Source organism: Saccharothrix sp. 6-C (assembly GCF_016695385.1).
GTDB lineage: Bacteria > Actinomycetota > Actinomycetes > Mycobacteriales > Pseudonocardiaceae > Actinosynnema > Actinosynnema texasense.
The window spans coordinates 6875988-6896534 of record NZ_CP064192.1 but is presented as its reverse complement, the minus strand read 5'-3'; the positions used below and the strand labels follow the sequence as shown (position 1 = coordinate 6896534).

At 73.2% G+C, this 20547-nt stretch carries 25 protein-coding genes; 13 read left to right on the top strand and 12 right to left on the bottom strand.

From position 1 onward, the window contains the following. Positions 1–50: 50 nt before the first annotated feature. Positions 51–1535 (bottom strand): DEAD/DEAH box helicase, encoded by a 1485-nt coding sequence (locus tag IOD16_RS29225; protein ID WP_201436913.1) that lies wholly within the window; start codon positions 1533–1535, stop codon positions 51–53. Positions 1536–1779: 244 nt separating this feature from the next. On the opposite strand from IOD16_RS29225, the gene IOD16_RS29220 reads away from it, so the two are divergent. Next, on the top strand, positions 1780–1977 hold the full coding sequence (locus IOD16_RS29220) for a hypothetical protein (protein ID WP_201436912.1): 198 nt from the start codon (positions 1780–1782) through the stop codon (positions 1975–1977). Positions 1978–2067: 90 nt separating this feature from the next. Here IOD16_RS29220 and IOD16_RS29215 read toward each other — a convergent pair whose 3' ends face one another. The 3 genes from IOD16_RS29215 to IOD16_RS29205 form a co-directional block, all read right to left on the bottom strand. Then, on the bottom strand, positions 2068–3045 hold the full coding sequence (locus tag IOD16_RS29215) for a serine protein kinase RIO (protein WP_201436911.1): 978 nt from the start codon (positions 3043–3045) through the stop codon (positions 2068–2070). Between the two features lie 391 nt (positions 3046–3436). Then, positions 3437–3949 (bottom strand): hypothetical protein, encoded by a 513-nt coding sequence (locus tag IOD16_RS29210; protein ID WP_123746024.1) that lies wholly within the window; start codon positions 3947–3949, stop codon positions 3437–3439. Positions 3950–4015: 66 nt separating this feature from the next. Next, positions 4016–4966 (bottom strand): helix-turn-helix domain-containing protein, encoded by a 951-nt coding sequence (locus IOD16_RS29205; RefSeq protein ID WP_201436910.1) that lies wholly within the window; start codon positions 4964–4966, stop codon positions 4016–4018. 86 nt (positions 4967–5052) lie between these two features. Between IOD16_RS29205 and IOD16_RS29200 the strand changes: the two genes are divergently transcribed. Beyond that, the gene (locus IOD16_RS29200) at positions 5053–5301 is read left to right on the top strand and encodes a hypothetical protein (RefSeq protein WP_201436909.1); all 249 of its coding nucleotides are present in this window, start codon (positions 5053–5055) and stop codon (positions 5299–5301) included. A 3-nt stretch (positions 5302–5304) separates the two neighbouring features. On the opposite strand, the gene yaaA is transcribed toward IOD16_RS29200, so the two are convergent. Both yaaA and IOD16_RS29190 read right to left on the bottom strand, forming a co-directional pair. After that, positions 5305–6042, bottom strand: a complete 738-nt coding sequence (gene yaaA / locus IOD16_RS29195) for a peroxide stress protein YaaA (RefSeq protein ID WP_201436908.1) — start codon at positions 6040–6042, stop codon at positions 5305–5307. Positions 6043–6259: 217 nt separating this feature from the next. Next, a complete protein-coding gene (locus IOD16_RS29190) occupies positions 6260–6613 on the bottom strand; it encodes a VOC family protein (RefSeq protein WP_201436907.1) in 354 nt (117 codons plus the stop codon). Between the two features lie 126 nt (positions 6614–6739). Here IOD16_RS29190 and IOD16_RS29185 point away from each other — a divergent pair, with 126 nt between their 5' ends. The 3 genes from IOD16_RS29185 (at position 6740) to IOD16_RS29175 (ending at position 10476) form a co-directional block, all read left to right on the top strand. After that, positions 6740–8485: a proline--tRNA ligase gene (locus tag IOD16_RS29185; protein WP_201436906.1), complete on the top strand. Its 1746-nt coding sequence runs from the start codon at positions 6740–6742 to the stop codon at positions 8483–8485. 87 nt (positions 8486–8572) lie between these two features. Next, positions 8573–9316, top strand: a complete 744-nt coding sequence (locus IOD16_RS29180) for a hypothetical protein (protein WP_201436905.1) — start codon at positions 8573–8575, stop codon at positions 9314–9316. Further along, positions 9298–10476, top strand: coding sequence for a hypothetical protein (locus IOD16_RS29175; protein WP_123746031.1), 1179 nt, complete (start codon positions 9298–9300; stop codon positions 10474–10476). The genes IOD16_RS29180 and IOD16_RS29175 overlap by 19 nt, the downstream gene beginning before the upstream one ends. On the opposite strand, the gene IOD16_RS29170 is transcribed toward IOD16_RS29175, so the two are convergent. The 3 genes from IOD16_RS29170 to IOD16_RS29160 are packed head-to-tail and all read right to left on the bottom strand — an operon-like array spanning position 10466 to position 12758. Then, positions 10466–11149, bottom strand: a complete 684-nt coding sequence (locus IOD16_RS29170; protein ID WP_123746032.1) for an HAD family hydrolase — start codon at positions 11147–11149, stop codon at positions 10466–10468. The genes IOD16_RS29175 and IOD16_RS29170 overlap by 11 nt on opposite strands. Next, positions 11146–11844 carry a hypothetical protein gene (locus IOD16_RS29165; protein WP_201436904.1) on the bottom strand — a complete coding sequence of 233 codons (699 nt, stop codon included), beginning with the start codon at positions 11842–11844 and terminating at the stop codon, positions 11146–11148. The genes IOD16_RS29170 and IOD16_RS29165 overlap by 4 nt, the downstream gene beginning before the upstream one ends. Continuing rightward, entirely contained in the window at positions 11841–12758 is a 918-nt protein-coding gene (locus tag IOD16_RS29160) for a hypothetical protein (RefSeq protein ID WP_201436903.1), read from the bottom strand. Before IOD16_RS29160 ends, IOD16_RS29165 begins: the two co-directional genes overlap by 4 nt. 127 nt (positions 12759–12885) lie before the next feature. Between IOD16_RS29160 and IOD16_RS29155 the strand changes: the two genes are divergently transcribed. Further along, positions 12886–13917, top strand: a complete 1032-nt coding sequence (locus tag IOD16_RS29155; protein WP_201436902.1) for an ABC transporter permease — start codon at positions 12886–12888, stop codon at positions 13915–13917. Here the strand turns inward: IOD16_RS29155 and IOD16_RS29150 are convergent. Next, complete coding sequence (locus IOD16_RS29150) at positions 13813–14220, bottom strand: YjbQ family protein (protein WP_201436901.1); 408 nt, start codon at positions 14218–14220, stop codon at positions 13813–13815. The genes IOD16_RS29155 and IOD16_RS29150 overlap by 105 nt on opposite strands. 49 nt (positions 14221–14269) lie before the next feature. Between IOD16_RS29150 and IOD16_RS29145 the strand changes: the two genes are divergently transcribed. Genes IOD16_RS29145 through IOD16_RS29130 form a run of 4 tightly spaced genes read left to right on the top strand, consistent with a single transcriptional unit; the run spans position 14270 to position 17370 of the window. Further along, entirely contained in the window at positions 14270–15055 is a 786-nt protein-coding gene (locus IOD16_RS29145) for an SDR family NAD(P)-dependent oxidoreductase (RefSeq protein ID WP_236594450.1), read from the top strand. A gap of 30 nt (positions 15056–15085) precedes the next feature. Next, positions 15086–15565 carry a DUF4442 domain-containing protein gene (locus tag IOD16_RS29140; RefSeq protein ID WP_201436899.1) on the top strand — a complete coding sequence of 160 codons (480 nt, stop codon included), beginning with the start codon at positions 15086–15088 and terminating at the stop codon, positions 15563–15565. A 7-nt stretch (positions 15566–15572) separates the two neighbouring features. After that, a complete protein-coding gene (locus tag IOD16_RS29135; RefSeq protein ID WP_201436898.1) occupies positions 15573–16580 on the top strand; it encodes an aminotransferase class V-fold PLP-dependent enzyme in 1008 nt (335 codons plus the stop codon). 25 nt (positions 16581–16605) lie between these two features. Further along, positions 16606–17370 carry a hypothetical protein gene (locus IOD16_RS29130; RefSeq protein ID WP_201436897.1) on the top strand — a complete coding sequence of 255 codons (765 nt, stop codon included), beginning with the start codon at positions 16606–16608 and terminating at the stop codon, positions 17368–17370. Between the two features lie 12 nt (positions 17371–17382). On the opposite strand, the gene IOD16_RS29125 is transcribed toward IOD16_RS29130, so the two are convergent. Then, entirely contained in the window at positions 17383–17817 is a 435-nt protein-coding gene (locus IOD16_RS29125) for a ferritin-like domain-containing protein (RefSeq protein ID WP_236594449.1), read from the bottom strand. After that, complete coding sequence (locus IOD16_RS29120) at positions 17814–18260, bottom strand: hypothetical protein (RefSeq protein ID WP_236594448.1); 447 nt, start codon at positions 18258–18260, stop codon at positions 17814–17816. Before IOD16_RS29120 ends, IOD16_RS29125 begins: the two co-directional genes overlap by 4 nt. A gap of 307 nt (positions 18261–18567) precedes the next feature. Between IOD16_RS29120 and rimP the strand changes: the two genes are divergently transcribed. The 3 genes from rimP to IOD16_RS29105 are packed head-to-tail and all read left to right on the top strand — an operon-like array spanning position 18568 to position 20478. After that, positions 18568–19092, top strand: a complete 525-nt coding sequence (gene rimP / locus IOD16_RS29115) for a ribosome maturation factor RimP (RefSeq protein ID WP_123746041.1) — start codon at positions 18568–18570, stop codon at positions 19090–19092. Further along, positions 19089–20111: a transcription termination factor NusA gene (gene nusA / locus IOD16_RS29110; RefSeq protein ID WP_053719952.1), complete on the top strand. Its 1023-nt coding sequence runs from the start codon at positions 19089–19091 to the stop codon at positions 20109–20111. The genes rimP and nusA overlap by 4 nt, the downstream gene beginning before the upstream one ends. Then, positions 20053–20478, top strand: coding sequence for a YlxR family protein (locus tag IOD16_RS29105; RefSeq protein ID WP_123748402.1), 426 nt, complete (start codon positions 20053–20055; stop codon positions 20476–20478). The genes nusA and IOD16_RS29105 overlap by 59 nt, the downstream gene beginning before the upstream one ends. The last annotated feature ends 69 nt before the right edge of the window (positions 20479–20547 follow it).

Here is a 20547-nt window from a genome sequence, read left to right as displayed (position 1 = left end):
CAACGGCACCCCGCCCGGAGGACGAGGTGCCGTGGTCGAAGATCGGCGGACTAGTGCTGCGCCACCCGGCGCGGGCGACCCGCGCTGCCACCGCGGTCGCGCTCGGAACGGCCGCCGCGGAAGCCGCCGAAGCCGCCGCCGTTGCCGGCGCCACCGGCGCTGCGGCGAGGACCGCCACCGCCACCGCGACGGGCGCGGACCGGGACCTCGGGCTCGACCACGGGGATGCCGCTCGGCACGCGAGCGCCCGTGATGCGGACCAGCTCCTCGTCACCGGGACGGACCTTGGTCGAGGTCGGGCGGACGCCCGCCCGCGCGGTCAGGCCCTGCACGGTGCGCCGCTGGTCGTGCGTGACCAGGGTGACGACCGTGCCGGACTGGCCCGCGCGCGCCGTGCGACCGGCGCGGTGCAGGTAGTCCTTCGGGTCGGCCGGCGGGTCGACGTGGACCACGAGGCTCACGTCGTCCACGTGGATGCCGCGCGCCGCCACGTCGGTGGCGATCAGCACCGGCATGGTGCCGTCGCGGAACTGGGTCAGGACGCGCGTGCGCGCGCTCTGCGCCTTGCCGCCGTGCAACGCGCCCGCGTGCACGCCCATCGACCGCAGCTTCTTGGCCAACCGGTCGACGTGGTGCTTGGTGCGCACGAACATGATCGTGCGGCCCTCGCGCGCGGCGACCTCGGTGACCACGTTCTGCTTGTCCTCGGCGGACACGAACAGCAGGTGGTGGTCCATCGTGGTGACGCTGCCCGTGGGCGGCGAGACCGAGTGGACCACCGGGTCGTGCAGGTACTGGCGGACCAGCTTGTCCACGTCGCCGTCGAGCGTGGCGGAGAACAGCAGGCGCTGGCCGTCCTGCGGGGTCAGGTCGAGGATCGCCCGGACCTGCGGCATGAAGCCCATGTCCGCCATCTGGTCGGCCTCGTCCAACGCGGTGAACATGACCTCGGACAGGTCGGCCGTGCCCTGCCGGACGTGGTCGGACAACCGGCCGGGGGTGGCGATCAGCAGGTCGACGCCGCGGCGCAGCGCGTCGACCTGACGCGGGAACGACGTGCCGCCGACGACCGTGCGGCACCACAGGCCCAGCGATCGGGCGAACGGGTTGAGGGCTTCCTCGACCTGCATCGCCAGCTCGCGGGTGGGCACCAGCACGAGCGCGCGCGGCTTGAGCGGCTTGGCCCGACCACCGGTCAGGCGGGACAGCAGCGCCAGGCCGAACGCCAACGTCTTGCCGGAGCCGGTCTGGCCGCGACCGAGCAGGTCACGACCCGCCATGGCGTCGGGCAGCGTGGCGGCCTGGATCGGAAACGGCTCGGTGATGCCGGCCTGCTCGAGCGCGCGCAGCAGCTCGTCGGACAGGCCCAACTCCGCGAACGAGGGCAGCGGGCCCTCGGGCATGGTGCTCTCGACGTGGTCGGGGATGGTGGTCGCCAGCTCCGCGGCGGGAGCGGGACGACGGTTGCCCTGGCCTGGGCGCCTGTTACTGCGGGGCTTGCGGAACTGCGGGCGCTCGGAACGGCCTTGGGACATTGTCGGCAAAACAAACCTCCGGGACACGGCACGTCTCGAGGATTGCTCTGCTTGAGCAGGCGCGATCGCGGGGACGGGCCCGGCGCGCGGGTCGCGCCGATAGTGGTTGGGAAGCACCACCGGCCACTCTGGCGGCCTGGGGCACTCAGTGGCGCCACCGGGCGGTGCACCACTCAGTCTAGCTGATCACGCGGCGGTGTTCGTCATCGCGGCGGTGTTCTCGCGCACACGGGTGAGGAGCCGGGTGGCCGCGGGCGGCTCGCCGACGATCACCGGGATCCGCAAAAGGGCACGTGGCGAGGGGTGCGGCTCCATTTCCGCGCGTCGTGGTCGACGTGCCGCCCACCAACTGAACGGAGCAACGGCGCTCGGCGCGGTGAGCACCGCCCGGGAGGACTTCGACTTCCCGCAGGGTGCGAACGCCGACCAGGCGATCGCGTGACGTCGTGCGACGGACGGGGGCGTCGCGGGTGGTGCTCGCGGCGGGCTCCGGACCGGTGTCGGCCCGGAGCCCGCCGCGAGCACCGGACGGTCAGCGCAGACCCGCCAGGTCCAGCAGCATCCCGGTGAGCTCGCGCGGCTCCGCCAGCTCCGGCGGCAGGCCGCGCGCGGTGAACCAGCCGGCCACGTTGCGCACGTCCCGCTCCAGGAACTCGGGCCCGCGCGGGTTCGCCACCAGGTCCACCACCTGCGGCAGGTCGATCACGACCAGCCGCCCGTCGTGGACCATCAGGTTGAACGCCGACAGGTCTCCGTGACCCAGCCCGGTGGACGCCATCACGCCCAGCGCGTCCACCAGCTGCCGCCACAGGTCGAGCAGCTCGTCCGGCTCCGGCCGCAGCTGCGCCAGCCTCGGCGCCGCCGCGCCGTCCGTGCCGACGAACTCCAGCAGCAGCTCGGTGCCGTCGCGCTGCACCGGGTAGGGCACCGGCGCGCCCATCTGCCAGAGCTTCGCCAGCGCGGCGAACTCGGCCACCGCCCACCGCTCGGCGATGAGGTTGCGGCCGAACGCGCTGCGGTTCGTCATCGCGCGCATCTCGCGGGACCGGCGCATGCGCCTGCCCTCGAGGTAGCCCGCGTCCCGGTGGAACAGCCGGTGGTCGTTGCTGCGGTACCGCTTCGCGGCCAGCAGGCACGACCGGTCGGTGCCGGGCATGGCGCGTTCCAGCAGGAAGACGTCCGCTTCCTTGCCGGTCTTCACGATCCCCAGCTCGCGGTCGACCGCGGACAGGTCGGTGACGAGCCACTGCGGGTGCGGTTTCGGGCCCTGGTCGGCATCGCCCCAGGTGGACCAGCGGTCGCCGTCCTCCGGGACGTCCGCCGCGACGGCGTCCTCCCGCATCTGGGCGAGGCGGTCCTTGGCTTCCTCGGTGAGCCGGCCGCGACGGCCCGGCTCGACGTCGCCGTCGGTGCGCGCCTGGGCCTTCTTCGCCTTCTTGGCATGCCACTTGAGGTCGTCGGCGTGGTCGAAGTCGGATTCGAACTCGGTGTACTGGTCGTGCTCGCGCACTGGATGTGCTCCAGGTGAAGTGGGAGTGATCGCCCCCACCCGGCGCGGTGTGGTCTTTCGCGCGGGTTCGCCTCAGGCGGGCGGGGCGAGCGGACGGGTCGGTGCCACGTCCCGGACAGCTGTCGCCATCTGGCACCTCCTCGACTCCGCCGTGGTCTGCCACCACCGGCGCTCTGCGCGTACCGGCACAGGGTGCCGGGCCCGCTCCCACCGCCGCAACCCATTTACCGCTTCACCGAGACTGGCCCTGCCTCGACCCGCCCTGCCTCGACCCGCCCTGCCTCGACCCGCCCTGCCGAGACTGGCCCCGCCTCGACTGGCCCCGCCTCGACTGGCCCCGCCTCGACTCCGCTGCCGACCGCGGCTCCGTCGTCCAGCGGGACCGCGTCGTTCAGCGAGACTCGGCGCGGTAGCTGCCGCGTTCGCCCATCCAGGCCGCGGCGAGCTGGGCGATCACCAGCGAGTCGTGCCGCAGCACCCGTTCGTCGTGCCACTGCGGGGCCTTCGGCGCGACGGCCAGCATCCGCTGCCGGGCCGTGCCGCTGAACTCCACCAGCGCGGCCACCGCGTCGTCCACCTCGCCCGGCGCGAGCGGACGGGGAGCCGCGGCGCCGGGGAGCGTGAGCGTGGTGTCGGTGAACGTCGCCGAGGTCCCGAGGTCGCGGGCCAGCTGGTGCTCCACCGACTCCGCGTTGACCTGCCGCTGCTGCCAGGTGGGGTCGGCCAGGGCCAGGCGCAGCCCGAGCAGGCGGGCCAGGCACACGCCGGACCACACCCGCTTCAGGGCTCCCGGCGCGTCGAGCGCGTCGGTCCGCAGGTCCTCGGTGATCACCCGGAGTTGGTCCGGGGTGACCGGGTCCGAGAACGTGGTGCCCGGTGTGGCGGGAGGTGTGTCGGCGGTCACCCGGTCATTCTGTCACCACCCTCACGAGTGGTGACAAATCCTGACCTTCGGTCACGCAAACGGCGATCAGCGGTGGGCGAACGAACGGCGGTAATCCTTTGGCGGGACTCCCACCACGGACGTGAAGTGGTGCCGCAGGAGTGCGGCCGTGCCGAAGCCCGAGCGGTGGGCCACGTCCTCCACGGTGAGCTGCGTCTCCTCCAGGAGCTGGCGGGCGCGCAGCACGCGCTGGGTGGTGAGCCAGCGGTGCGGCGTCGTGCCGGTCTCGGCGGCGAAGCGGCGGGCGAACGTGCGCTCGGACATCGTCGCCCGCTCGGCCAGGCTCGCGACGGTGTGCTCCTGGTCGAGCCGGTCCTGGAGCCAGGCGAGCAGCGGCTGGAGGCTGTCGGCCTCGTGCGGCGGCGTCGGCACCTCGACGAACTGGCGCTGGCCGCCGTCGCGCTGGGGTGCGACGACCATGCGCCGCGCGATGGTCGCCGTGACGCCCGCGCCGAACTCCCGGCGGACCACGTGCAGGCACGCGTCGATGCCCGCGGCCGTGCCCGCGCTGCTGACGATGTCGCCGTCGTCCACGAACAGCACGTCCGGGTCGACCTTGGCGTGGGGGAAGCGCGCGGCCAGGTCGGCGGCGTGGCGCCAGTGGGTGGTGCAGCGGCGGTCGTCGAGCAGGCCCGCCGCGCCGAGCACGAACGCGCCGCTGCACACCGACAGCAGCGTGGCCCCCCGGCCGTGGGCGTCGCGGAGGGCGTCGAGGAGCGCCGGCGGGTACTCGTCGCGGATCTTCGCGGCGGCCACGGCGACCAGGTCGGCGCCGGCCAGCGCGTCGAGGCCGTGCGCGGGGACCACGGACGCGCCGACGTCCGTGGTGACCGGTTCGCCGGGGCGTTCGCCGCAGACCCGGAAGTCGATCCGCGGCACGCCGTCGTCGGTGCGGTCGACGCCGAAGACCTCGCAGATCACGCCGAACTCGAACGGTGCGAGGCCGTCGATGAGGACGGCGGCGACGGTGCGGAGCATGCCGTCACCCTACTTGGCTGCATTTTGACGCACAACGGCAAGGCTGCCAATTGTGGCTGCTTCTTGTGCATCGCACAGTTAGTGCCATGACTGCGATCCTCTTCGCCCTGGCCGTCGTGGCGCTGGTCGTCTACGGCCTGGAGCGCAACCACCGGCGACAACCGCACCTGGGCTCCCGCCTGGCGGGCGGCACGGACACCGAAGACCGCGACCTGCCGCGCGTGACCGCCGACCTGCGTGCCGTCGCCGCGCACTCGACCGCGCGCCACCGCGGCGCCGCGCCCCGCCGTCCGGTCGGGGCCGTGCGGTCGATCCACCCGGCCCGCTCGGCCTGACGGCTAGACGACCAGGTCGGCGGTCGCGGGGCCCGTGCGCTCCACCCGCAGCCCGGCCCGGCCGGCGACCTTGACCAGGCCTTTGAGGTCGTTCGGCTCGGACCGCGACTTGACGATCGCCTGCGCGAGCCGGCCCTTGTGCGCCTTGTTGAAGTGGCTGACCGCGTTGCGCCGCCCGGCGCCGTCCTCGGTGACCACGCGGATCACGGCGGCGTGGGGGATGCGGGCCAACGAGGTGTACGGGCTCGACCGCAGGTCGACGACGAACTCGTCGGCGGCGGCCAGCACCGGTTCGAGCGCGGGCCGCCACAGCCCGCCGAGGGGGCCGACGGAGGGCGGCACGCTGCCACCCGACAACCGGTAGGCGGGAATCGGATCCCCGCCGCCGACCACGCCGAACAGGGCCGAGGCCACCGAGAGCCGCGCGAACGCCCTGGCCCTCTCCGCCTTCGTCAACGAGTCGAGGCCGAGCGCGTCGTACAGCACCCCGGTGTACCTGGCGAGCGCGGGCAGCGTGGGGGAGCGGCGCAGCTCGGCGTTGCGCTCGACTTCGCCGGCCTGGCGTTCGGACAGCCCGAGCACGGCGAGGCTGGCGGGCACGTCGGCGGCGAGGTCGACGAGGGCGTCCACCAGCTTGCCGCGCACCGGCGTGAGCTCCGGGTGCGACAGCAGGTCGAGGTCGAGGGGCGCGCCGGAGCCACCGAGGGCCTTGGTCTCCGACGGGGGGAGCAGTACCAACACGAGGGTCGAGCCTATGCGCCGACCGACCAGCACCTGCTCTCGCCCGCACCGCCCACTGCGCCGCCACCCGACCCGCCGCACTCGCCCCCGGCCCGCACCGGTCGCCCGCCCGCATCCCACACCTGCCCGCCGCTGACCCCACGCCCACGGGTCGCCCCTGCGGGAAACCTGCCCCGCGCGCCTGTCCCCGGCCCCTCCGGAAGGACGGTCAGCGAGGTCAGCCCGACTGGCCGACGCAGAACTGGTTACCGTCCGGGTCCGCCAGGACGGTCCAGGTCAGGCCCGGCACGGTGTGCTCGCCGATCTCCGTCGCGCCGAGCCCGACCAACCTGGCCACCTCACCCGCGCGGTCCTCGACGTGGGAGTCGAAGTGGACCCGGTTCTTGCCCGGCGTCGGGTCGTCGACGCGTTGCAGCCCCAGCTGGAGCCCGCCCTCGCCGCCCGCCGGCGCGAGGACCAGGAACTCGCCCCAGTCGTGCTGCACCGACGTGCCCAGCGCCTTGGTCCAGAAGTCCGCCAGCCGGTGCGGGTCGGTCGTGTCGATGGTGATCATGCCGATGGTGAGGGTCATGGCCCGGCACGCTAGCGCCGACCACCGACAATCGCCGCCGCGCTCACCCCGGCCCAACCCGTTGGAACTGATCAGGGCACGTTCACTACCCTTTCCCGGACAACCCGCCCACGAGGAGCACCCACCGTGATCACGAGGATGTCGTCGCTGTTCCTGCGCACGCTGCGCGAGGACCCGGCGGACGCCGAAGTACCCAGCCACAAGCTGCTGGTCCGCGCCGGCTACGTGCGCCGCGTCGCGCCGGGCGGTTACTCGTGGCTGCCGCTGGGGCTGCGGGTGCTGCGCAACATCGAGCAGGTCGTGCGCGACGAGATGGACGCCTTCGGCGCGCAGGAGATCCAGTTCCCCGCGCTGCTGCCGAAGGAGCCCTACGAGGCGACGAACCGGTGGACCGAGTACGGGCCCAACCTGTTCCGCCTCAAGGACCGCAAGGGCGCCGACTACCTGCTCGGCCCCACGCACGAGGAGCTGTTCGCGCTCACGGTGAAGGGCGAGTACTCCTCCTACAAGGACTACCCGGTCACGCTCTACCAGATCCAGACGAAGTACCGGGACGAGGCGCGTCCCCGCGCGGGCATCCTGCGGGGCCGCGAGTTCCTGATGAAGGACTCCTACTCCTTCGACCTCGCCGACGAGGGCCTGGCGCAGTCCTACCAGCGGCACCGCGAGGCCTACATCCGCATCTTCGAGCGGCTCGGGCTGGAGTACGTCATCGTCTCCGCCACGTCGGGCGCGATGGGCGGCTCGGCGTCGGAGGAGTTCCTGGCGGTCGCGCCGACCGGCGAGGACACCTTCGTCCGCAGCACGGAGTCGGACTACGCGGCGAACGTGGAAGCCGTCGTCACGCCCGCGCCCCCCGAGCAGGACCCGGCGGCCCACCCCGCGGCGCAGGTGCACCACACGCCGAACACGCCGACCATCAAGACGATGGTCGACTACCTGAACGCCAACACCGACCGCACCTTCACCGCCGCGGACACGCTGAAGAACTTCCTCGTCAAGACCAGGAAGCCCGGCGAGCAGGACTGGACGCTGCTGGCCATCGGCCTGCCCGGCGACCGCGAGGTCGACCTCAAGCGCCTGGAGGCGGCGGTCGAGCCCGCCGAGGTCGCGATGCTGGAGGACGCGGACTTCGCCCGCAACTCCTTCCTGGTCAAGGGCTACATCGGCCCGGCGGCGGTCCAGGCCAACGGGGTGAGGTACCTGGTCGACCCGCGCGTGGTGCGCGGCACGGCGTGGGTGACCGGCGCGGACAAGGCCGACCACCACGTGGTGGACCTGGTCTGCGGCCGCGACTTCACCCCGGACGGCACGATCGACGTGGCCGAGGTCCGCGAGGGCGACGCGTCGCCGGACGGCAGGGGCTCGCTGGTGTCCGCGCGCGGCATCGAGATCGGGCACATCTTCCAGCTGGGCCGCAAGTACGCGGACGCGTTCGCGCTGGACGCGCTCGGCCCCGACAGCAAGCCCATCCGGATCACCATGGGCTCCTACGGCATCGGCGTGTCCCGCCTGGTGGCCGTGATCGCCGAGCAGAGCCACGACGACCGCGGCCTGATCTGGCCGCGCAACGTCGCGCCCGCCGACGTGCACGTGGTCGTCGCGGGCAAGGACGAGGCGCTGCTCGCGGGCGGCGAGAAGCTGGCGGGCGAGCTGTCCGCGGCGGGCGTGAAGGTGCTGCTGGACGACCGCAAGGCGAGCCCGGGCGTGAAGTTCGCCGACGCCGAGCTGATCGGCGTGCCGACGATCCTGGTGGTCGGCCGCGGCCTGGCCAACGGCCTGGTCGAGGTCAAGGACCGCCGCACGGGCGAGCGCGAAGAGGTGCCGGTCGCCGACGCGGTCCAGCACCTGCTGGGCGTCGTCAAGGGCTGACACCACCCGATCGGACCGCAGAAGGGCGTACCGGCCACCACCGCCGGCTGGGAACATCCGGGCATCGGGGATGACACCAGGAACGTGATGAGCGGCCACGCCGACGCGGTGGTGCAGGCCGGCCGGGTGGAGCACGTCCGGATCGGCGACCAGCACGACCGCCGCGGCGTGGTCGCCCTGCTCGTGGTGGTCGTGCTGGTGGTCGTGGCGGGTGTGGCCGTGGTGTGGCGGTTGACCCGGGAGGAACCGGCCCCACCGGTCGCGCCCCTGGCCGACACCGACCTCCGGCTCAAGGACGACTGCACGTCCGGCTGGGTGGTTCCCGAGCGCGGTGACGCGCCCGTGCCGTTCACCACCCGCCGCCCGGTCGACGCGGTGCTCGCCACGGGCGGCGAGGTCGTCGTCACGGTGCAGGGGCAGACCCGCACGTCGGTGGTGCTGCAGTCGGCGTGGGTCGAGGTGCTGAGCCGCACCCCCGCGCGCGCGGGGGTGTACCTGCCCTCGGCGTGCCAGTCCGACGTCGTGCCCCGCTTCTTCCAGCTCGACCTCGCCGCGGCGTCCCCCGAACTGGTGCCGAGGGTGTTCGAGGGCGAGCCGCTGACCTTCCCCTTCCGGGTCGACGAGGTCGAGCCGGAGCAGTTCGTCATCACGGCCCTCTCCCCGGACGACGAGGAGGTCGCGTGGCGGCTCCACCTCAGGTGGACGTCCGGCGCCACCGAGGGCGAGTTGGTCCTCGACGACCGCGGCGAGCCCTTCCGGACCACGGGCATCGCCGCGGCGCGCCGGTTCTGCCTCCTCGACGGCGGCTCCCGGTGGCAGCCGTCGTGCTGACCCGGGTGGTGGTCGGCGCGCTGCTCGCCGTGCTGGTCGGGTGTGGCGCCGCCCCCGAGCCGCCGCCGTCCTTCGCGCCGCCGCGGTGGTCGGAGCAGGACCGGTCCGAGCTGCCCGCGGAGCTGGCCTCGCTCTACGTGCGGGCCGCGATCGGCTGGGACGGCGGGCTGTTGGTGGCGGGCGACTACCCGGAGCCCGCGCTGTTCTCGTCCCCGGACGGGCGGAAGTGGACCGAACAGGCTCCCGAGGGGTTCGGCGACCACCTGCGCGGCCAGCCGTTCGCCGCGTACGGCTCCACCGCCTACGTCCTGGGCGGCGCTGCGGGCGAGGTGGCCGTGTGGCGCACCGAGGACGGCACGACGTGGCAGCGGACGCCACTGCCGTACGGCGACCTGGACGACCCGTTCATGGCCATCGCCGCCGGGCCGCACGGCGTGCTGGTCGTCGGGTCCGACGGGTTCGACTACGCCGCCGGGCTGGAGGCCGAGCACACCCCGGAGGACTTCTTCGGCTTCGAGTTCTGGCACTCCGCCGACGGGGAGGAGTTCCGGTACGCGGGCGACCTCACGCTCGCGCGGACCGTGATCGGCATCACGCCGCGGGTGGTCGCGACGGACGACGGCTTCCTCCTGCACGACTCCGGCGCTTACGGCGTCGACGTGTTCCGGGAGGACACACCGCTGTACCGGTCGACGGACGGCGAGTCCTGGCAGTACGTCGGCGACGGCCTGCCGATCGGCACCCGACTCGCCGTGGGACGTGCCGGGTCCTTGACGTTCGTGCTGGGCCAGAGCCCGTCCGGCCTGTACGCGCGGTACCGGCGCGACGGGGACAGCGGGTGGAGCGACGGCGCCATCGACCTCGGGCGGCTCCCGGACGACGCCGTCGTGCCCGCGACCGGGCAGTGGCCGACCGCGGTCCACCCGTGGGGGACCGGGTTCATCGCGATCGGCCGGACGGAACGGGGTGAGGCGGGCCTGGTGTGGTCGTCGCCGGACGGCATCACGTGGACCCGGTCACCGGTGCGGGGCAGCGGGTTCGACCGGCTCGCCGAGCTGGTGGCGGTCGCGTCGAGCCGGGGCGAAACCCTCCTGTTCGGCCTGGAGGGCTTCCCCCCGGACGTGCGAGTGCACCTGTGGCGGGCCGGCCCTAGCGGTTGAGCACCGCGTCCAGCACGGTCGCCGTGTCGGACAGGTCCGCCAGCACGACGTGCGCGCCCGCCTCCCGCAGGTCCGCGACGCTGCTGCGGCCCGTCGCCACGCCGATGGCGACGGCCCCGTGGTGCAGTGCGGCGTCCACGTCGTGCGGGGTGTCGCCGATGACGACCGCCCGGAACTCGCGGGCGTGCTTGGCGGTGGCCAACCGCACCGCCTCCAGCACCAGCGCGGGCCGGTGCTCGGACACCGAGCCGTAGCCGCCGATCTCGAAGTCCAGGTGTCCGTCGAGCCCGAACGCGGCCAGCTTGTGCCGGGCGATCTCCACGAGGTTCCCGGTGACCAGCGACTGCACGACGTCCTCGCGCTCCGCCAACGCCTCCAGCGCCGCCAGGGCGCCCGGGAGCGCGTGCCCCCGCGCGGGCAGCAGGTCGCGTTCCCGCGTGGCCACGTCGATCAGCTCCGCGTGCAGCCGGGCCACCAGCTCCTCGGTCGGCTCCAGGTCGTGCGCGGTCAGCAGCTCACGCGTGATGGCGCGCTCGGTGCGGCCGGGGAAGCTGGGCACGTGCACGAGGTCCAGGCCCGACGTCACGCGGAACGCGGTCCGGTACCACTCGTGCCCGAGGCCCCTGGCGTCGATCAACGTCAGGTCGATGTCCCACAGCACCAGCGTGTTCACGACTGCCGCACGCTTCCCAGGATGCGCCGCACGTCCTCGTCGGACGGTCCCTCGGCCACGTGCGGCCCGCCCTCGGCGACGTTGAGCACGAACACGGCCACCTCGGAGCCGTCGCGCATCGCCACCGCGCTGACCGTGGCCTTGGGCGCGTAGCAGGCGCTGGCGGACTTGGGCGTCACCTCGACGCTGAGCCGGACGACCCCGTCGTCGCCGGACTCGACGCGCGGCTCGCCGATCTCGGGTGGCGCGCCGTTCACCGTGTACCCGCCGGCGGCGATCCGGTCCACCAGTTCGGCGGCGACCTGCTCCGGGTCGTCGTGGACGAGCGAACCGGCCATCGCCTGCGCCTGGATCATGCTCCGGCCCTGGCACTGGAACGGCCGCGACACGTACGTGGTGCTCAGCTTGACCCGCCCGGACGAGCCGGTGCCGCTCGCCTCCCAGGACGGCGGCAGCTCGTAGGACAGGCCGGCCTTCTCGTCGTCCACCGGCTGCCAGTCCGGCTCGGCCTCGGTCGAGGTGGTCGACGCGGCGGTGGGCGCCGCCTGGCCGTCACCGGACTTCAGCACCACCAGCGCGGTGACGCCGCCGCCGACCAGCAGCACGGCGACCACGGCCAGCGCGATCCACAGCGGCGCGCGGCTCGGCCGCTTCGGCGGTTGCTGCTGGTAGACGCCCAGCCCGGAGTAGCTCACCGGCTCAGCGGCTTCACGGAGTCGACCATGCCCTGAAGGTCGGCCTCGGTCGGCGGCTTCGGCTCGGCCGGGCCGCCCTCGAGGTCGCCGTTCGCCATGAACACGTGGAAACCCTTGTCCCCCTTGAGGACCAGGACCTTCACCATGCCCTTGGTGGCCAGGCACTCGTTGCCGGAGGTGGTGGCGACCGCGTCGACCTGCACGCCCTCGATGTCGCCCAGCGAGCTCGGCAGCTTCACCGGCTTCGGCTCGCCGAGCTTGACCTCGGACTTGGGCGCGGACTTGTAGTACTGCGTGGCGAGCTTCTGGGCGAAGTCCTTGGCCACGGCGGTGAGGTCGGTCTGCGGCACCACGACACCGCCCGCGCCGCCGCGGGTGAAGCCGTTGCCGCCGCAGTCGTACGCGCCGCTGACGGTGAGGCCGGTCAGCTTCACGTCCTCCATGGCCTCGACGGGCGCGCTGCCCGGCGCGGGCGACCAGCCCTTGGGCACGTCGTAGCTGTAGGACAGGGCGGTCACCGGCAGGCAGTTCCAGCCCTGCTTGACGGGCTCGCAGGTGGCGTTCGGCGGCGTCGACGGCGTGGTCTTCGTCGTGGTGGTGGTCGTGGTCGTCGACGTGGTGCTCGTCGTGCTCTGCGCGACCGTCGACGAGCCGTCCGGCCGGGTCAGCACGAACGCGGTCACGCCGCCGCCGACGAGCAGGACGACGACCGCGCCGATCACCAGCCACAGCTTGGCCTTGCTCTTCTTCTCGGGCGGCGGCTCCTCGCCGCCGGAGAAGACGCCGAGGCCGCCGTACGAGCCGCCGTAGTTCTGCGGGAAGACCTGCTGCGGGTAGCCCTGGTCCTGCCGGCCCCAATCGCCCTGGTTGGGCTGGCCGCCCCAGCCGGACTGCCCATCACCTGGGTGAGTCACGGCCCAAACCGTACCCGGTGCCGCTCGGGGCCTGGACCGCTCCGATCAATTCAGCGCGCGTTGACTTCTGCGGGCGGCCCGCCGTAGCCTCCAATTCAACACATGATGAATCAACTGGGAGGTCACCATGGCCGCACTGCACGACCGGCCGCCGCCGGTCATCGCGGTGGCCACCGCCGTCGCGGGCGCGTTGATCGCGCTCGTGCTGGGCCTGCTGACGTTCGGCGTCCAGGCGACGGCGCACCCGGACGGGGTGCCGCTCGCGGTCGCCGTCGGCGCCGACGCGCCGCCGCAGCTGCGCGGCGTCGCCGACGAGCTGGCCGGCAGCGACGTGGCGGAAGTCTCGTGGCGCGTGGCCACGCCCGACGAGGCGAGGGACCTGCTGTCGCGCCGGGAGGTCTACGGGGTGCTCGAACTCGCGCCCGGCGGCGCGACCGTGCTGCTGTCCGGCGCGGTGAACCCGTCCGGCACGCAGGTCGCCCAGCAGGTGCTCGGCGGCGTGGTCCAGGGCGCCGGGATGCAGGCGGAGGTCGTCACGCTCGACCCGGCGTCCGCCGCCGGCCGCACGGCGCCGCTGGCCGCGAGCGCATTGCTGTGGATCGCCGGTCTGGTCGCGGGCGCGGCGTTCACGCTCGTGGCCCGCAGGGCGACCGCGCTCGGCCGGCTGGCCGGCGTCGCCACCACGACCGTGCTCGGCGTCGCCGTGGTCGCGGGCCTCTTCACGCTGTGGGACTCGGCCCTGCCCCTCACCGCGGCCGTGCTCGGCTACCTCGCCCTGGTCGGAGCGGCGTTCGCGCTGGTCCAAGGCGCGCTGCTGCGGCTGCTGGGCATCCGCGCGATGGCCGTGCTCGGCCCGCTGTACCTGATCGCGCCCGCCGTCGCGGGCCAGGTGCCGGAGCTGATCGACCCCGTCTACCGGGCCCTGCTGTGGTCCTGGACCCCGTTCCGCTTCTCCACCGAGGGCGTGCGCGCCCTGCTGCAGGGCGGGTCGCCCGGCGCGGCCCAGGTCTGGGTGTTCGTCGCACTCGCCGCGGTCGGCCTGGTCGTGCTCCTGCTACCCGGCCAGGAAGGTCAGGCGGACCTTGCGGACGGGGTTGTCGACGTTGGTGTCGACGAGGCAGACCGACTGCCAGGTGCCGAGCGCCGGCACACCGCCTAGCACCGGGATCGTCGCGTAGGGCGGCATCAGCGCGGGGAGCACGTGGTCACGGCCGTGACCGGGCGTCCCGTGCCGGTGCCGCCACCGCCCGTCGGCGGGCAGCAGCTCGCGCAGCGCGGCCAGCAGGTCGTCGTCGCTGCCGGCGCCGGTCTCCAGCACCGCCAGGCCCGCCGTCGCGTGCGGCACCCAGAGGTGCAGCAGCCCGTCGCCGTCCACGTCGGCCAGGAAGTCCTCGCAGGCGCGGGTGAGATCGTGGACGACCTCGGTCGAGCCGGTGCGGATCTCGATCTCTTCGCTGCGCATGCCTCCAGAGCTTAAATCGCGGTGCGCCACCTCCGCCCGATCGGGCACCATGCCGTCCGTGATCCACACCGCGATCGTCACCGGGGCCAACCAGGGCATCGGGGCGGCGACCGCCAAGGCGCTCGCCGCCCGAGGCGTCAACGTCCTCATCACGTTCCTGCGCTTCGCGCCCGCGCCGGACCCGAGCCTGCCGGGCGCGTACTTCACCGCCCGCGAGTCGGACGCGGCGGACGTGGTCGCCGCCATCACCGAGGCGGGCGGCAAGGCCCACGCGCTGGAAGTCGACCTCACCGACGCGCTCGCGCCCACCACGCTCTTCGACACCGCGGAACGGGTCTTCGGGCCGGTCGACATCCTGGTCAACAACGCCTCCAGCTGGGTGCAGGACACGTTCCTCGCCGTGGACACCGACCAGTTCGGCCGCGTCCTGCAAGCCGTCACGCCCCAGACGTTCGACGCGCAGTTCGCCGTGGACGCCCGCGCGGGCGCGCTGCTGATCGCCGAGTTCGCCCGCCGGCACATCGCGCGCGGCGGCAACTGGGGCCGCATCGTCGGCCTGACCTCCGGCGGCCCGCTCGGCTTCCCCAGCGAGGTCACCTACGGCGCGGCGAAGGCGGCGCTGGACAACTACGCCATGTCGGCGGCGGCCGAGCTGTGGCCGCACGGCATCACGTCCAACGTCGTCAAGCCGGGCGTCACCGACACCGGCTGGGTCAACGACGCGGTGCGCGCCCGGCACGACGTCTCCCAGCCCGAGGACGTGGCCGACGTGGTCGCGTTCCTCTGCTCGGACGCCGCCGCCAAGGTGACGAAGAACGTCATCACGCTGCACTGACCTTCATTACCCGCTGGTAACATAGCCGCCGTGAAGGCCTCCCGACTGCGCCGCGGCATGAACCTGTGGCCACCGTTCCTGTTCGCCGGCATCCGCGTGGTCGAGCTGTCCGACGACTACCGCCACGTCAAGGTCCGGATGCGGATGCACTGGTGGAACCGCAACTACGTGGGCACGCACTTCGGCGGCTCGCTGTTCGCGATGACCGACCCGTTCTGGATGCTGCTCGTGCTGCACCACCTGGGCCGCGAGCACCTCGTGTGGGACCGCGCGGGCGAGATCGACTTCGTCAAGCCCGGCCGCGGCACCGTCCACGCCGAGTTCGACCTGACCGACGAGCACCTGGACGAGCTGCGCTCCCGGGCCGCGGGCGACGACAAGGCCCTGATGTGGTTCTCCACCGACATCGTGGACGCCTCCGGCGAGGTCGTCGCCCGCACCCGCAAGCAGGTCTACGCGCGTCGCAAGAACCGCAAATCGGTGGACGACGGGGTCACCGAGACCGTGTGATCACCCCATGCGCGCAGCCTTCGGCACGACCTTCGACGTCCCCCTCGGCTACCTGAACACCGCCGGCATCGGCGTGCCGCCGACGCCCACCGCCACGGCCGTCGCGGACGCCGTGCGCCGGTGGTCGGTCGGCGCGGACGGCCCGGGCGCGGCGGACGAGCACGCGACCACCGCCCGCGAGGCGTTCGGCCGGCTCGTCGGCGTGCCGGCCGAACGCGTCGCGATGGGCGCGTCGGGCTCCCAGCTCGTCTCCCTGGTCGCCGCCGGCCTGCCGGCCGACGCCTCGGTCCTCGTCGCGCGCGGCGAGTTCACCAGCCTCACGTTCCCCTTCGCCGCCCGCGGCCTGCGGGTCACCGAAGTCGATCTGGAGGAGATCGTCGCCCACGCGGGCGGGCACGACCTCGTCGCGGTCAGCGTCGCCCAGTCCGCCGACGGCCGCGTGGTCGACCTCGACGGGCTGCGCGCGACCGGCGTGCCGGTCCTGCTCGACGCCTCCCAGGCGGTCGGCTGGCTGCCGCTGGACCTGGAGTGGGCCGACTGGGTCGTGGCCGTCGGGTACAAGTTCCTGATGTCGCCGCGCGGCTGCGCCTGGCTGGCGTGCTCCCCCTCGGCGCTGGAGCGCACGGTGCCCGTCGCGGCCAACTGGTTCGCCGGCGACGACCCCTGGAGCACCGTGTACGGCCTCCCGCTGCGCCTCGCCCCCGACGCCCGCCGCCTCGACCTCTCCCCGGTCTGGCTGTCCCAGTTCGGCGCCGCCGTCTCGCTCCCGTACCTCGCCTCGCTGGACCTGGCGGCGGTCCGCGAGCACGCCGTGGGACTGGCGGACGCCCTGCTCACCGGCCTCGGCCTGCCCCCGCGCGGCACCGCCATCGTCTCCCTGGACCTCCCCGGCGCCGCCGAGCGGCTCGCGGCGGCCGGCGTGCGGTCCGGCATCCGCGCCGGACGCGTCCGGCTGGCCTTCCACCTCTACAACACCGCCGAGGATGTCGATCAGGTGCTCACAGCGCTCGCCTGACCCTCTTCCGTTACCGTGGGTCTTTGTGTCGGTTCCTCCCGAATCACCCGAAGAGGTGACGCAGCGGATCCCGCCCATCCGGCCGTCGGACACCGCGCCGCTGTGGCGGTCGGAGATCGGGCAGCTGGACTCGCTGCTGAGCTCACCGCCGCCCCCGCCCCCGCCGCGTCGCGGGCCCGCCGCCGCCCCGGCGGCCCACCCGCGTCGCGGACTGCTGCTCAAGGGCCTCGGCCTGCTCGGCGTGGCCGTCGTGTCCGGGCTGGTGTGGCTGGTCGTGATGCCGAAGGACGCGCCCACCGGCACGCCGACCCCCACGTCCGCCCCGTCGGGCGAGTTCTCCTTCGCCGCGTCACCGGACGTGCCCGAGCCGCTGAAGGACAGCGACTGCGCGTCCCACGCCTACGGGCAGACCAAGACGTTCCTGACCAGCACGCCGTGCCAGCAGCTCACCCGCGGTCTGTACACGACGGTGACCCCTGACGGGGTGAAGGTCTACACGTCCGTGTCGATCGTCCGGATGAGGACGGCCGAGGACGCCGCCAAGCTGAAGGACCTGACCAGCCGCGACGGCACCGGCAACGTCAACGACCTGGTCAAGGACGGCGCGGTGCGCGTGCCGAACCTCGCCACCCTGGCCAACGGCGGCTTCGCGGCCCGCCTGGAGGACCGGGCCGTGATCATCATCGAGTCGGACTCCGTCAAGCACGGCCCCGACGCGACCGCGCACAACCAGCTGATGAAGCGGATCAGCAACGACGCCTTCCGCCTCGCCGCCGACCTCGACGCCTGACGGCGCGGCGCCTCAGCCGACCCCCGCGCCGGGGAACGCGATCGACGTCGGCGTCAGCCCCGCCACCTTCCGCCACCGCGTCGCCCGCACCGCGGACACCGTCAAGGCGTCCAACGCCGACGTGCGCAGCGCGCCGTCGTCGGTCCGCTCCAACACCCCTCGCCAGGCCACGCACGCATCGGTCTCCACCGCGACCAACGCCGCGATGGCCGACGCCGCGCTGTCCACCGGCTGGGGCGGCAGGTAGGCCGCCGCCGGGGGCGCGGGCGTCGCGCCGGCGTCGCGCAACCACCGCTCCGTCACGTCCCGCCGCGACCGGTGCGCGTTCGCGCCGTCCGCCACCGCCGCCGCCTGCTGCGGCACCGCGATGAACGCGCTGACCAGCCCGTACGTCCACACCGCCGCGTGCTCCGCCGCCAGCGCGCCCTGCACCGCTTCCACGCTCACGACAGCGCCTCCAGCAAGCTCGCGCACCCGGCCGCCACCGAGCCGACCAACCCCACCCGGTGCGACTCCACCGTCGCCACCAGGTCACCCGCCTGCTTCTGCGCCGCCTGCAACGCCGCCGCCAACGCCTCCCGCGTCGCCCCCGCCGGGGGCGTGACCGACGGCTGAGCCGACGTCGACGGCGCCGCCGACCCCGCGACGCGCGGCGTGGCCCGGTCGACCTCCGCCTGCAACCGCGTCGCGTGCTCGGTCCGCGCGGCGGCGGTCTCCGGCGCTCCGACCGCCGTGGCCAGCGCGGCGTCCGACAGCGCCGCCTTCACCAACTCCGCCAGCGGGTCCGGTGGCGGAGGCGGGGGAGGGGGTGTGGTGCACGCGACTGCCAACGGCGCCGTGGCCGCCACCAGCAGCACCGCGCGCCTGCTGAACGCCGTTCTTCCGATCACGTGTCCCGATCCTGCCAGAGCCCCGCCGCCCCCGGTGGTCCACGGCCCGCCACCCCCGCCACGCCCGCCGCACCACCGCCGACCCCCTGCTCACAGCGCTGTCACCTGCCTGCCCGGCGCCGTCGCCACCTTCCCCCCGCGCACCCGCCCACCGCGTCGCCGCCCGCCTGCCCGCCGCGCACGACGCGTCGCCGTGGCACGTGGGGGGCCGCCGAACCAGATAGTCTGGGCGACCACGGCCGGCGAAGTGCAGCGTCGGCCGGGGTTGCCGTGCCCTCTGCACTCGAAGAGAACTTGGAGTCACCACGTGTCCAGCCCGCCGCGCGGAGAACTCGCCGCGCAGCTAGCACCCGTCGTGCGGGAAGCGGTCGAGGCGATCGGCTTCGACCTCGAGCTGCTCGACGTGAACCAGGCTGGGCGTCGCAGGCTGGTCAAGGTGGTCGTGGACGGCGACGACGGGATCGGGTTGGACGAGGTGGCGCAGGCCAGCCGCGCCGTCTCCGCCGCCCTCGACGCCAACGAGCACCTGATCGCCGGGCCGTACACGCTCGAGGTCACCTCGCCCGGCGCGGACCGCCCGCTCACCAGGCCCCGCCACTGGAAGCGCAACCGGCTGCGCCTGGTGAAGGTCAAGCAGCCGGAGCAGGTCGAGTGGTTCGGCCGCGTCGGCGATGCCGACGACACCGGCGTCGTGCTGCTGGTCAAGGGCGAGCTGCGCCGCGTCGAGTACCGGACGATCGAGCGCGCCGTCGTCGAAGTCGAGTTCAAGCAGCCGCCGGTCGAAGAGCTCGCGCTCCTCGAGGGCAAGCACCTGAAGGAGGAGTCGGAGTGAACGTCGACATCGCCGCTCTCAGGGCGATCGAACGGGACAAGGACATCCCCTTCGACACCGTTCTCGAAGCCATCGAGACGGCCCTGCTGACCGCTTACAAGCACACCGAGGGCCACCACTCCCACTCACGCGTCGAGATCGACCGCAAGACCGGCGTGGTGCGCGTGCTCGCGCAGGAGCTGAACCCGGACGGCACCGTGGCCGAGGAGTGGGACGACACCCCCGAGGGGTTCGGCCGCATCGCCGCCACCACCGCCCGCCAGGTCATCCTCCAGCGCCTGCGCGACGCCGAGCACGAGCGCACGTTCGGCGAGTTCTCCGCCAAGGAGGGCGAGATCATCGCCGGCGTCGTGCAGCGCGACGCCCGCGCCAACGCCCGCGGCATGGTCGTGGTCCAGATCGGCGACACCGAGGGCGTGCTGCCGCCCGCCGAGCAGGTGCCCGGCGAGTCCTACGAGCACGGCTCGCGGCTCAAGTGCTACGTCGTGGGCGTGTCCCGCGGCTCGCGCGGCCCGCAGATCACCCTTTCGCGCACGCACCCGAACCTGGTGCGCAGGTTGTTCGCGCTCGAGGTGCCCGAGATCGCCGACGGCACCGTGGAGATCCCCGCGGTGGCACGTGAGGCAGGTCACCGTTCGAAGATCGCGGTCCGCACGACGGTGCCCGGCGTCAACGCCAAGGGCGCCTGCATCGGGCCGATGGGCGCCCGGGTGCGCAACGTCATGAGCGAGCTGGCCGGTGAGAAGATCGACATCATCGACCACTCCGACGACCCGGCGACGTTCGTCGGGAATGCCTTGTCACCGGCGAAGGTTGTGTCTGTGCGGGTGCTCGACGAGCGCGCCAAGACGGCACGGGTCGTGGTCCCGGACTTCCAGCTCTCCCTCGCCATCGGCAAGGAGGGCCAGAACGCCCGGTTGGCCGCCAGGCTCACCGGCTGGCGCATCGACATCCGCAGTGATGCGGAGGCCGGCGGGTCCGCTCCGGCGGGCGCATCGGCATCCGGTTCGGCTGAATAAGCAACAGGGGATAGACTTCTCAGTGGTTCAACGTCGGGGATCGGATCTCACGCACATCGGCCCGGTTCGTACGTGCATCGGATGCCGCGCTCGGACGTTGCCCTCCGAGCTGCTGCGCGTGGTGGTCGTGGACGGGACTGTGGTCCCGGACACACGTCGACGGTTGCCCGGTAGGGGAGCATGGCTGCACCCCGATCCGGACTGCCTCCGCAACGCCGAGAAGCGGCGGGCGTTCCCCAGGGCCTTCAAGGTCCAGGGACCGCTCGACGTGCAACGCGTGCGCGGTCATCTCGAGCAGTGTGGGCAGGAGGTCGCGGGATCGCCCCGTGACCAGCAGGAAGCAAGGAAGCAGGTCGACCCGTCATGAGTCAGCCGTGAAGCTGAAGACATGAACGCGCGACGTTAAGACGAGGTCGACGGGACTTGCCCGCCGGCC

Bases quoted from the DNA above. Each gene is read 5' to 3' on its own strand.
- IOD16_RS29225 (WP_201436913.1), bottom strand. From the start codon at position 1,535: ATGTCCCAAGGCCGTTCCGAGCGCCCGCAGTTCCGCAAGCCCCGCAGT.
- IOD16_RS29190 (WP_201436907.1), bottom strand. From the start codon at position 6,613: ATGACCCTCACCATCGGCATGATCACCATCGACACGACCGACCCGCAC.
- IOD16_RS29200 (WP_201436909.1), top strand. From the start codon at position 5,053: ATGACTGCGATCCTCTTCGCCCTGGCCGTCGTGGCGCTGGTCGTCTAC.
- IOD16_RS29135 (WP_201436898.1), top strand. From the start codon at position 15,573: ATGCGCGCAGCCTTCGGCACGACCTTCGACGTCCCCCTCGGCTACCTG.
- IOD16_RS29150 (WP_201436901.1), bottom strand. From the start codon at position 14,220: ATGCGCAGCGAAGAGATCGAGATCCGCACCGGCTCGACCGAGGTCGTC.
- IOD16_RS29155 (WP_201436902.1), top strand. From the start codon at position 12,886: ATGGCCGCACTGCACGACCGGCCGCCGCCGGTCATCGCGGTGGCCACC.
- IOD16_RS29145 (WP_236594450.1), top strand. From the start codon at position 14,270: ATGCCGTCCGTGATCCACACCGCGATCGTCACCGGGGCCAACCAGGGC.
- IOD16_RS29205 (WP_201436910.1), bottom strand. From the start codon at position 4,966: ATGCTCCGCACCGTCGCCGCCGTCCTCATCGACGGCCTCGCACCGTTC.
- IOD16_RS29180 (WP_201436905.1), top strand. From the start codon at position 8,573: ATGAGCGGCCACGCCGACGCGGTGGTGCAGGCCGGCCGGGTGGAGCAC.
- IOD16_RS29105 (WP_123748402.1), top strand. From the start codon at position 20,053: ATGCGGAGGCCGGCGGGTCCGCTCCGGCGGGCGCATCGGCATCCGGTT.